The sequence below is a fragment of the Terriglobia bacterium genome, from assembly GCA_036496425.1.
Taxonomy (GTDB): domain Bacteria; phylum Acidobacteriota; class Terriglobia; order 20CM-2-55-15; family 20CM-2-55-15; genus 20CM-2-55-15.
In genome coordinates, this window is record DASXLG010000401.1 from 1 (window position 1) to 11245 (window position 11245).

11 protein-coding genes are annotated in these 11245 nt (G+C 58.6%); 9 read left to right on the forward strand and 2 right to left on the reverse strand.

Annotated elements, in window-relative coordinates; genetic code table 11:
* Window positions 1–410: peptidylprolyl isomerase (locus VGK48_29165; GenBank protein HEY2385265.1), on the reverse strand; the 410-nt coding region annotated here is incomplete at its 3' end.
* Window positions 411–412: 2 nt separating this feature from the next.
* A complete protein-coding gene (locus VGK48_29170; protein HEY2385266.1) occupies window positions 413–1045 on the reverse strand; it encodes a peptidylprolyl isomerase in 633 nt (210 codons plus the stop codon).
* Between the two features lie 64 nt (window positions 1046–1109).
* Between VGK48_29170 and VGK48_29175 the strand changes: the two genes are divergently transcribed.
* From VGK48_29175 to VGK48_29215, 9 genes are all read left to right on the forward strand, one after another.
* Window positions 1110–2255, forward strand: coding sequence for an acetyl-CoA C-acetyltransferase (locus tag VGK48_29175; GenBank protein HEY2385267.1), 1146 nt, complete (start codon window positions 1110–1112; stop codon window positions 2253–2255).
* Window positions 2255–3133: a 3-hydroxybutyryl-CoA dehydrogenase gene (locus VGK48_29180; protein HEY2385268.1), complete on the forward strand. Its 879-nt coding sequence runs from the start codon at window positions 2255–2257 to the stop codon at window positions 3131–3133. The genes VGK48_29175 and VGK48_29180 overlap by 1 nt, the downstream gene beginning before the upstream one ends.
* Before the next feature lie 313 nt (window positions 3134–3446).
* Window positions 3447–4202, forward strand: a complete 756-nt coding sequence (locus VGK48_29185; protein HEY2385269.1) for an enoyl-CoA hydratase-related protein — start codon at window positions 3447–3449, stop codon at window positions 4200–4202.
* On the forward strand, window positions 4202–4615 hold the full coding sequence (gene ribH / locus VGK48_29190; GenBank protein ID HEY2385270.1) for a 6,7-dimethyl-8-ribityllumazine synthase: 414 nt from the start codon (window positions 4202–4204) through the stop codon (window positions 4613–4615). Before VGK48_29185 ends, ribH begins: the two co-directional genes overlap by 1 nt.
* An 80-nt stretch (window positions 4616–4695) precedes the next feature.
* Entirely contained in the window at window positions 4696–5106 is a 411-nt protein-coding gene (gene nusB, locus VGK48_29195; GenBank protein HEY2385271.1) for a transcription antitermination factor NusB, read from the forward strand.
* 92 nt (window positions 5107–5198) lie between these two features.
* Window positions 5199–6662, forward strand: coding sequence for a lysine--tRNA ligase (gene lysS, locus VGK48_29200; GenBank protein ID HEY2385272.1), 1464 nt, complete (start codon window positions 5199–5201; stop codon window positions 6660–6662).
* 81 nt (window positions 6663–6743) lie between these two features.
* Entirely contained in the window at window positions 6744–7961 is a 1218-nt protein-coding gene (locus VGK48_29205) for a lipoprotein-releasing ABC transporter permease subunit (GenBank protein HEY2385273.1), read from the forward strand.
* 315 nt (window positions 7962–8276) lie between these two features.
* Window positions 8277–8948, forward strand: a complete 672-nt coding sequence (locus VGK48_29210; protein ID HEY2385274.1) for an ABC transporter ATP-binding protein — start codon at window positions 8277–8279, stop codon at window positions 8946–8948.
* 99 nt (window positions 8949–9047) lie between these two features.
* Window positions 9048–11245: ATP-dependent Clp protease ATP-binding subunit (locus VGK48_29215; GenBank protein HEY2385275.1), on the forward strand; the 2198-nt coding region annotated here is incomplete at its 3' end.

An 11245-nucleotide genomic window follows, 5' to 3' on the forward strand; every position in this document is an offset into this window, starting at 1 on the left:
GGCCCAACCGGAGTCTTTCCAATCTTCCGCACGACCTCGATCCCCTCCGACACCTTTCCAAACACCGTATGTCTCCCATCCAAATGTGGGGTCGGGACGAGCGTGATAAAGAACTGGCTCCCGTTGGTGTTCGGTCCCGCGTTGGCCATGGAGAGCATCCCCTCCCCGGTGTGCTTCAGTTTCGGATGGATCTCGTCCGCGAACTGATACCCGGGGCCTCCGCGGCCGGTTCCTGTCGGGTCGCCGCCCTGGATCATGAATCCGTCGATCACGCGATGAAAAATCACGCCATCGTAGAAATTCTTCTCCGCCAGTTTGGCGAAATTGCCCACCGTGTTCGGAACTTCCGTCTCAAACAGCTCGACCGTGAAGTTCCCCATCGTCGTTTCGAAGCGCGCGAGTGTCGCCATTTCTACTTCACCCTTTCGATCGTGACTTTTTTCAGCATGACCGGAGTCGTCGGGCTGCTGCGCTCGCCACCCCCACCGGCCTTGACCGGAACTTTTCCGATCTTGTGCACGACATCCATACCCTCAACTACCTGACCAAAGATGGTGTACCCGCCGTTGAGCTGGGTCACCGGCGCGAGCGTGACAAAGAACTGGCTGCCGTTAGTGTTTGGCCCGGCATTCGCCATCGCGAGACGCCCTTCTTTGTCGAACGTGAGGCCCGGCGCGTTTTCATTCTTGAATTCGTAGCCGGGCCCGCCGGTACCAGTGCCGAGCGGGTCGCCGCCCTGGATCATGAATCCATCGATGATGCGGTGAAACAGCGTGCCGTCGAAAAACGGCTTTCCCGTCGTCTTTTTATTGGTGCGCGGATCGGTGTAGGTCTTTGTCCCCTGCGCCAGGCCGATGAAGTTCGCAACCGTGACCGGCGACTGCTTTTCATACAGCTCGCAGGTGAAATCGCCCAGCGACGTCGAGAAATGCGCGTACACGCCGGGCGGCAGTTTCGCCGCGTTCGGAGGCGCAGCAGCTTTTTTCTCCTGGCCAAACGCGATGGGCGCGATGGCGAGTAAAAGGAATACAAGATATCGTTTCATGATAAACCTCCACGTAAACGGCAAGCATAAACAAAAAGTTTAGCCCGGCAGATATAATTTTCTAATGAAAGAAATTGTGATCGTTTCTGGCAAGCGGACGGCGATGGGTGAATACGGCGGCGCACTCCGTGATCTGTCCGCTCTGGAACTGGGGGCGATCGCGTCGAAGGCCGCGATCGCGCAATCGAAGTTCGAGCCGAAGGATTTCGACCATGTGGTTTTCGGCAACGCCCTCCAGACCAGCGGCGATGCGATTTACGGCGCGCGTCACGTGGCCTTGAAAGCCGGCTTGCCGGTGGAAGTGCCGGCGTTGACGGTGAATCGGCTGTGCGGCTCGGGAATCCAGTCGATTATTTCGGCGGCGCAGTTAATCGAGCTTGGCGAAGCCAGTGTCGTGCTCGCCGGCGGGATGGAGTCGATGAGCCAGGCGCCCCACGTGATTCGAGGCGCGCGCTGGGGATTCAAGCTCGGCCAGGGCAAGCTGGAAGATTCACTGATGGTCGCGCTCTACGATCCGTATTGCGGCTGCACCATGGCCGGGACCGCGGAAAACCTGGCACGGAAGTACGGCATCACGCGCGAACTGCAGGATGAGTTCGCGTTGCGCAGCCAGAGGCTGGCGGCTGCGGCATGGGAAGCCGGCCGGTTTGAGGATGAAGTCACGCCGGTCGAGAAGTTCACGAAAGACGACCACATGCGTCCGGACACCACGATGGAAGGTCTCGCGAAATTGAAGACGGCTTTTGCCAAAGACGGTTATGTGACGGCGGGAAATGCGAGCGGGATTGTCGATGGCGGCGCGGCCGTGGTGGTGACGACGCGGGATCGCGCGAAGTCGGCGCCGCTGGGGCGCATCGTGAGCTGGGGGATCGCGGGAGTCTCGCCGGAAATCATGGGCATCGGGCCCGTACCGGCCTCGAAGATCGCGCTTCAGAAAGCCGGCTTGACGCTGGTGGACGTCGATCTCGTCGAGGTGAACGAAGCATTCGCGGCGCAATACCTGGCGGTCGAGAAGGCGCTGGAACTCGACCGCAATCGGGTGAATGTGAACGGCGGCGCGATCGCGCTGGGGCATCCGCTCGGCGCCACCGGCACACGGCTGGTGATGACGCTTCTGTATGAGCTGAAGCGGCGGAAGAAGAAGTACGGCCTGGCATCGGCGTGCATCGGTGGCGGGCAGGGGATCGCAATCATTGTGGAGGCCTTGTAATGGCGATTCAGAAAGTCGGCGTGTTGGGCTGCGGTTTGATGGGATCAGGGATTGCGCAGGTCGCGGCGATGGGAGGATATCCGACCGTCGTGAAGGAAGTGGCGGACGATTTTCTCAAGAAGGGAATGGCCGGGATCGAGAAGTCGCTGGGGCGGTTTGTCGAGAAGGGCACGATGACCGCAGACCAGCGGAGCCAGACGATATCGCGGCTGAAGGGCACGACAAAGTTCGAGGATCTGTCGGATTGCGATATCGTGATCGAGGCGATTACCGAGAACCTCGGCGTGAAGCGGGAGACTTACGCCGTCCTCGACGCGGTGGTCAAGCCGGGCGCAATCTTTGCGAGTAACACATCGTCGCTGGTGATCACGGAGATGATGACGGCGACCAAACGGGTGGACCGCTTCATCGGGATGCATTTCTTCAATCCGGTACCGTTGATGAAGCTGGTGGAGGTGGTCTCGACGATCACCACTGCGCCGGCGGTCATGGATGATGCGATGAGGTTTGCCGAGACGATTGGAAAGGTGCCCATCCGGACGTCGGACCGCTCGGGGTTTATCGTGAACCGTCTCTTGGTACCGTATCTCCTGGATGCGATCCGGGCGCTGGAAGAAGGCGTGGGAGGCGTCGAGGATATCGACAAAGGCATGAAGCTGGGATGCGGATATCCCATGGGGCCGTTCACGCTGCTGGATTTCGTGGGGCTCGAGACCACGTATTACATCGCCAATATCATGTTCGAGGAGTTCCGGGAGAAGCGGTTCGCGCCGCCGCCGCTGTTGAAGCGGCTGGTGCTGGCGGGGCATCACGGGAAGAAGACAGGGAAAGGGTTTTACGATTACAGCGATCCGGCGAAGCCGAGGGCGCTGTTTTAGGGGGGAAGGAGCGCGCGCGGGGGGAGTGTGAGGACTGGGCATGGCGCATCGCGGGCATTTCAATAAGGTGGCGCGCTGCTGCGCGCGGCCTTTTACTAAACGGCTTGCCTGAAGATGACGTGTGAGCGACCCCCTGCCCGCCGCTTCGCGGCGGCAGGGGGTCGCTCACACGCCATGTTGAAATCGAGTCAGTTTAGTAAAGGATGCGCGCAAGCGCGTACCTTATTGAAACGGCCGCGCAGAGCCGTGTACAGGTCTCAACGTTAACTCGCAGCGCGCTCCTTTTTATAAAACGCGCACACCTCAAACAACTATGTTCAACAACCTTCTCTACACCACCGACGCCTCCATCGCCACCATCACCGTCAACCGGCCGGCGGTCCGGAACGCGCTCAACTCCGACACCATGAGCGAGCTCCACGCCGCCTTCTCGCAGGCGAAGTCCGATGCCTCTGTCCGCGTGATCATCCTCACCGGCGCCGGCGACAAAGCCTTTGTGGCAGGCGCGGATATCAACGAACTGGCGAAGCTCTCTCCGGTCGAAGGCCGCGATTACTCGCTCGCGGGGCAGGCGATCTTCGATTTCATCGAGAGCCTCGGCAAGCCCGTCATCGCCGCGGTCAACGGCTACGCGCTCGGTGGAGGATGCGAGCTGGCGATGGCCTGCACCTTCCGCATCGCATCGGACAATGCGATGTTCGGACAGCCCGAGGTGAAGCTTGGCATCATTCCCGGATACGGCGGCACCCAGCGCCTGAGCCGGCTGGTCGGCCGCGGTCAGGCTTCGCAGCTTTTGATTACCGGCGAGATGATTCCCGCGGCGGAGGCGCTGCGTATCGGGCTTGTCAACCAGGTGGTGCCGCAGGCGGAAATGCTGCGCACTGCGGAGGGAATCGCAAAGAAGGTTATCGCCAATGCGCCCGTGGCGGTAAGATTCTGTCTCGAAGCGCTTGATCGCGGGATGGAGATGGAAGCGGCCTTGTTTGGTTTATCGTGCACGACGGAAGATATGAAAGAGGGCACGAAAGCATTCCTCGAAAAGCGGGCCCCGGACTTTAAAAGGAAGTAATGTCGAACCGTGTCGCGATCGTTGCCAGCGAATATAATTCACTGATCATGGACCGGCTCATTGCAGGCGCGAAACTGGCGCTGAAGGATGAAGAGGTTACCATCATTCAGGTGCCGGGCTCGTTTGAGCTTCCAGTGACGGCGAAGTGCGCAGCGGAGTCGGACAAGTACGATGCGATCGTTGCGCTGGGCTGCGTGATGCGGGGAGATACGCCGCACTTCGAATACATCAGTTCGGCGGTGAGTCTGGGTTTGCAACAGGTGGCTCTGGAAACCGGAATCCCGGTGGGGTTCGGAGTACTGACGGTAGATACCGTCGAACAGGCGATGGAGCGGTCGGGCGAAGCGGGCAACAAGGGCGCCGAAGCCGCGCGGACCGCGCTCGAGATGATTCATGTTCTGCGTGAGATTTAGGCGCAGCGCAAGCGCGCGCGAAGCGTGAGCGCGGAAGCGCGAAACATCAAGCGATAGCGCCCAGCCGTAAATTAATGACAATGGGACCACGACGCAAAGCCAGAGAGTACGCGCTTCAAATGCTGTTTCAGTGGGACATCACGCACGACGCGATCGACCAGATTGCCGCGACGTTTTTCCAGAACCATCCGGACGAGCCGACGTCAGTGGTGGACTTTGCGCGGGAACTCGTGACCGGCGCCATCGACAACGTCGAACACATCGACCGGATGATCCAGCGCCATGCGGAGCACTGGCGCCTCGATCGCATGGCGACCGTCGATCGCAATCTGTTGCGCCTCGCGACGCAGGAGTTCCTCCACGATAAGGAGACGCCCGCGACTGTCGTCATCAACGAAGCCATCGAAATCGCGCGGCGGTACAGCGCGCAGGAATCGCCGCAGTTCATCAACGGAATTCTGGACAGCATCAAAAAGGAATTGGCCCGGTAGGGCAAGCGCGACAGCGCGCAGCATACAATAGCCGGTAGGGCAAGCGCGACAGCGCGCAGCATAAAATAGCCGCAGGGCAAGCGCACAAAATTATGGATCCACTCGAACAGGTACGCATTCAGAAGCTCAAACAGATTCAGGACCTCGGCTACGATCTTTATCCGACGTTCTATCAATACACGCACACTCTTGCGGCGGCCGCGAAGCAGTTCTCGGAGAAAACCGGCGAGGATCTCGAACACAATCCGGTCAAGGTTCGCGTTGCCGGCCGCATTCTCACGAACCGGCCGTTCGGCAAGGCAGGCTTTATCACCTTATCCGACGGCGAGGGCCAGCTGCAGGTTTACATCAAGAAGGATCAGGTTCCAGAGCGGGATTTCCAGCTCTATAAACTGATCGATATCGGCGACTTCATCGGCGTCGAAGGCATCCTGTTCCGCACTCGTACCGGCGAGCTGACCGTGCTGGGGGCGGAAGTGGTGTTTCTTGCGAAATGTTTCCTTCCGTTGCCGGAGAAGTGGCACGGCCTGAAAGACGTCGAGATCCGCTACCGGCAGCGGTATGTCGATCTGGTCGTCAACCGGGAAGTGCGCGAAGTCTTTGTCAAGCGGAGCTTGATCGTGCGGGAGCTGCGGCGGTTTCTGGACGAACGCGGTTATCTCGAGGTCGAGACGCCGATTCTGCATCCGATCGCCGGCGGCGCGCTCGCCAAACCGTTCCGGACGCATCACAATGCGCTTGATATGCCGCTTTATCTGCGGATCGCGCCGGAACTGTATCTCAAACGTCTAATCGTGGGCGGATTGAATCGCGTCTACGACCTGAACCGGATTTTCCGGAATGAAGGCATTTCCACCCGGCACAATCCCGAATTCACGATGCTCGAGTTTTACCAGGCCTACAGCAACTACACCGAGTTGATGGATCTCACCGAAGAGATGTTCAAGGGCATCGCGGAGAAGGTCTGCGGCTCGCCGGTCATCAAGTACGACGACTACGAGATCGATTTCGGCAAATGGACGCGGCTTTCGATGAAAGAGGCGATCCAGAAATTTTCTCCGGAACCTGTTGACGTCTCGGACCGTATGGCCGTAGAGACACTGCTGAAGAAGCTGCATACCGATTTCGACCCGCGGCTGCCGCTCGGGAGTCTGATGGGGTTGCTGTTCGAGGCGGTCGCGGAAGAGCACCTCGTGCAGCCGACTTTCATATATGACTATCCGCTGGAGCTGTCACCGCTGTCGAAGCAGAAGGCGAGCGACAAGAGCCTGGTCGAGCGCTTCGAGCTGTATATCGGCGGGATGGAAATCGCCAATGGATACTCGGAGTTGAACGACCCGATCGATCAGCGCGAGCGTTTCCTGGCGCAATTGCAGGCGCGGGAACGCGGCGATGAGGAAGCGCATGAAATGGATGAGGATTACATCCGCGCGCTCAGTTACGGCATGCCGCCGACGGCGGGCGAAGGTATTGGAGTGGACCGGTTGGCGATGCTGTTGACCAATTCGACGTCGATCCGCGACGTGATACTGTTCCCTCATTTGAGGGCAGAATGAGGCCGCAGATGACGCGGAAGACGCAGATGGGCGCATAAAAACCCTCAATGCGCCCATCCGCGTCATCTGCGGCCTACCTTTATGAAGTTTGAACTCCTAGTCGCGATTCGCTACCTCAGAGCCAAGCGCAAGCAGGCGGTGATCTCGCTGATCACGGTGATTTCGATTGTCGGGGTGGCTGCCGGAGTTGCGGCGCTGATCATCGCGCTGGCGATCAATGCGGGTTTCCGCGCCGATCTTCAGAAAAAACTGCTGGGCGCTCAGCCGCATGTGTCTCTGGAATCCAAGGATCGGTCGCACGCCATTCCCGACTACATGCCGATTCTGGAGCAGGTTGAGCAGGTGCCTGGCGTGGTGGCGGCGGCGCCGGCGATCTATCAGACGGTATTGTTGTCGGGCACGGCGTCGAGCAGCGGCGTGATGATGAAGGGCGTGATTCCGGAACGCGAGAGCAAAATGTCGGCGTTGTCCTCGAATATGGTCGAGGGCAGTCTGAACGATTTTCATGGCGATTCGGTGATTATCGGGAAGGAGCTGGCGAAGAAACTCGGGACCTTCAAGGGCGATCATCTGCAGATCATCACGGCGGAGACGCATGTCACGCCGCTTGGCGACATTCCGCGTTCGAGACTGGTTCAGGTGGTCGGATTGTTTTCGTCGGGCCTGTATGACTATGACAGTTCATGGGTCTACGTGCCGCTCGATACCGCGCAGCGGTTGCTGGGTCTGCGGGACGTGGTGCAGGTGATCGATGTGAAGGTGAACGACATCTATCAGGCGAAGGCGATCGGCCGGCGGATTGTGGATAAGGTGGATCATGGCCTGGATTTCACGGACTGGCAGACGTTGAATCAGTCGATTTTTCAGGCGCTGCAGCTCGAGCGGCTGGTGATGTTCATCACGATCGGGTTGATCGTGCTGGTGGCGGCGCTGAACATTGTGGCGACGCTGATCATGATGGTGCTGGAGAAGACGCGGGACATCGCGATCCTGCTGTCGATGGGCGCGACCCATCAGAATATCCGGCGGATTTTTATTCTGCAGGGCGTGATCATCGGAATTATCGGGACGTTTTTTGGAGTGGTGATCGGGCAGGTGGTCTGCCGGCTCGCCGACAAGTATCATTTGATCAGCCTCGCGCCGGATATCTACACGATTGCCTACGTGCCGTTCAAGGCGGCGCCGCTGGATTCGGCAATTGTTGCCGTGGTAGCGATTTTGATCAGTTTCCTGGCCACGCTATATCCTTCGGCGGCGGCGTCGAAGCTGCAGCCTGTGGAAGCATTGCGGTATGAGTGAAAGGAGCGCGCGCTTCGCGTGCGGGCATTTCAATAAGGTGGCGCGCTGCCGTGCGCATTCTGAGACGTCCCCATTCCCCTCCGTTTTCAAGGAGGGGTGCCCGAGCGATCAAACGGTTAGAACGCGAGGGCGGGGTGGTTATCAACGAACCGCGCAGCGCACCTTATTTCGTTTGCAGGCGGGGAGTTTGATGGAATTTCCTAACCGCCCCGTCTGCGCCGCTCAGGAACGGGCCCATTTTTTGATGGCGCAGCCACCCCGCCTTGGAAAGGCGGGGAATGTGCCGTTCCCCAACTCCTTCCCACCGGAGTCCCATTGATTGAAGCCCGCCATCTTAGCAAGATCTACAAAACCCCGGGCTCCGAGGTGGTGGTTTTCGACCGCCTGGACCTTGCCGTCGAGCGCGGGAAACTGGTCTCGATAATTGGCCCTTCGGGTGCTGGCAAGAGCACTTTGCTCCACCTTTTCGGTGGTTTGGACACGCCGACCCGGGGAGAAGTGCTCTTTAAAAATCAGAATATTTTCGGATGGACGGCACAGGAATTGGCTCGATTTCGCAACCGCCATGTGGGATTTGTCTTTCAATTCCATCATCTTCTGCCGGAATTCACGACCTTCGAGAACACCATGATGCCGAAACTCATCCGGGGCGACAACCGGGCCGAGACGGAGGCCGCCGCGCGCCAGATTCTTGACCGTGTCGGGTTATCGCACCGGCTCGACCATAAAGTTGGCGAGATTTCAGGCGGTGAACAGCAGCGGGTGGCCATCGCCCGGGCATTAATCGGCAATCCGGAGCTTTTATTAGCAGACGAACCGACAGGAAACCTGGACCATCGGACCGGCGAGCATATATTCGAGGTTTTCAGGGAGTTGCACCGGGAAAGGGAGCTGACTTCGATCATCGTGACTCACAATGATCGCATTGCCGTCAAATGTGACGAGGTTTGGGAATTGGACAGTGGCGTTTTCAAGAAAGTGGAATGAGCGTGGAATGAATAGACCTGATATTCCCATTGTTCCACCTAGGCGCTTCGTTTACAATCAGATGAGCCAGTAACAGGCATTTGAGAGAATCAAAAAATTATGTTCGAAAGATACACTGAAAGAGCCAGGAGGGTTATCTTCTTCGCCAGGTACGAGGCTAGTCAGTTTGGCAGTACCACGATTGAAACCGAGCATCTGCTGCTGGGGTTGATCCGCGAAGATAAAAACCTAACCAATCGTTTCCTACGGAATCATTCCTCGATCGAAAGTATTAGAAAAGAGATTGAGGGCCGAACCACGATTCGCGAAAAGGTTTCGACCTCCATTGATCTACCTCTTTCGAACGAGTGCAAGCGAATCCTGGCGTATGCCGCCGAAGAGGCGGAGCGCCTGAATCATCGTCATATCGGCACCGAGCACCTGCTGCTCGGAATCCTTCGTGAAGAAAAGTGCGTGGCGGCGGAAATCCTGCATGAGCGCGGGCTTCGGCTCAATGCCATCCGTGAGGAACTGGCGCGCTCGGTGGTCGACCGCCAGACGCTCGTCAAGCCGAAGGAAACCCCGCTTCTCAGCGAATTCAGCCGCGACCTGACACAAGCCGCGATGGACGGGATTCTGGACCCGCTGGTCGGCCGTGACCAGGAGATTGACCGCGTGATTCAGATCCTGTGCCGCAGGACGAAGAACAATCCGGTCCTCATCGGCGATCCGGGCGTCGGAAAGACGGCGATCGTCGAAGGTCTGGCGCAGCGGATTGTGGATGGCGAGGTTCCGTCGTTTCTGGCGGACAAGCGCATCCTGGTGCTCGATCTCTCGCTGATCGTCGCCGGCACCAAGTACCGCGGCCAGTTTGAAGAGCGCCTGAAGACGATCATGAAAGAGCTCGTCGACAACCCGAACACCGTGGTGTTCATCGACGAACTGCACACGCTGGTCGGCGCGGGTTCGGCGGAAGGCTCGCTCGATGCGGCAAACATCCTGAAGCCGGCGCTGTCGCGCGGCGAGATCCAGTGCATCGGCGCCACGACGCCGGCGGAATACCGCAAGTCGATCGAAAAGGACCGCTCTCTCGAACGCCGCTTCCAGGCTGTGAAAGTCGGAGCGCCGAGCGAGAACGAAGCCGTGCGGATCCTGCAGGGCGTGAAGCCGCGCTACGAAAAATTCCACATGGTGAATTACGTGGACGAGTCGATCGAAGCCGCCGTGTATCTCTCGAACCGCTATATTCCGGATCGTTTCCTGCCGGACAAGGCCATCGATCTTCTCGATGAAGCGGGCGCCCGCGTGAAGCTGCGCCAGGCCACGCTGCCGTCGGAGATGACGGACATCCAGCGCCGCATCAAGTTCATCGTGGCTCGCATGGAGAGCGCGATTTCCAGCAAGGATTTCGAGAAGGCCGAGCACTACAAGAATCAGGAACAGCTCGAACGCGAGAACCTGCGCAATGTGCGCGAGAAGTTCAACATCAGCGAAACGACCAGCATGGGTGTCGTGACGAAAGCCGACATCGAGGATGTCGTGTCGCGCTGGACGGGCGTTCCGGTCAATTCGATCAAAGAAGAAGAGATGCAGCGGCTGTCGCGCATCGAAGAAGAACTGCATCGCCGCATCGTCAGCCAGGATCAGGCGATCAATGCTCTGGCGCGCGCCATCCGGCGTTCACGCGCAGGCTTGAAGTCGCCGAATCGTCCGGCGGGATCGTTCCTGTTCCTCGGGCCGACGGGCGTCGGAAAGACGGAAATGGCGCGCTCGCTGGCGCAGTTCCTGTTCGGCAGCGAGAAATCGCTGATCCGTTTCGATATGTCCGAGTTCATGGAAAAGCATTCGGTATCGAAGCTGATCGGTTCGCCTCCGGGCTACGTTGGATACGAGGAAGGCGGACAGCTGACGGAGCGCGTGAAACGCAATCCGTACTCGGTGATCCTGCTCGACGAAATCGAGAAGGCGCATCCCGACGTTTACAATATTCTGCTCCAGGTGTTTGAAGACGGTCATCTGACCGATGGCCTTGGCAACACCATCGACTTCAAGAACACCATCATCATCATGACGTCGAACATCGGCGCCCGGTTCCTCTCCAAGCACACCAGTCTTGGATTCCAGGGGCCGAGCGAAGAAGCGACGGCTCAGAAGATGGAAGACGCCGTCATGCAGGAAGTGAAGCGGCTCTTCAATCCGGAATTCATCAACCGGCTGGATGAGATCATTATCTTCAACTCGCTGACGAACACCGACCTGAGCCGCATCGTTGACATGATGATCGGCCAGTTGAATGAGAACCTCACGCACAAGAGGCT

Excerpts from the sequence above, each read along its gene's own strand:
- VGK48_29170 (HEY2385266.1), bottom strand. The coding sequence starts at position 1,045 with ATGAAACGATATCTTGTATTCCTTTTACTCGCCATCGCGCCCATCGCG.
- VGK48_29175 (HEY2385267.1), top strand. The coding sequence starts at position 1,110 with ATGAAAGAAATTGTGATCGTTTCTGGCAAGCGGACGGCGATGGGTGAA.
- VGK48_29205 (HEY2385273.1), top strand. The coding sequence starts at position 6,744 with ATGAAGTTTGAACTCCTAGTCGCGATTCGCTACCTCAGAGCCAAGCGC.
- nusB (HEY2385271.1), top strand. The coding sequence starts at position 4,696 with ATGGGACCACGACGCAAAGCCAGAGAGTACGCGCTTCAAATGCTGTTT.
- VGK48_29180 (HEY2385268.1), top strand. The coding sequence starts at position 2,255 with ATGGCGATTCAGAAAGTCGGCGTGTTGGGCTGCGGTTTGATGGGATCA.
- lysS (HEY2385272.1), top strand. The coding sequence starts at position 5,199 with ATGGATCCACTCGAACAGGTACGCATTCAGAAGCTCAAACAGATTCAG.
- VGK48_29185 (HEY2385269.1), top strand. The coding sequence starts at position 3,447 with ATGTTCAACAACCTTCTCTACACCACCGACGCCTCCATCGCCACCATC.
- ribH (HEY2385270.1), top strand. The coding sequence starts at position 4,202 with ATGTCGAACCGTGTCGCGATCGTTGCCAGCGAATATAATTCACTGATC.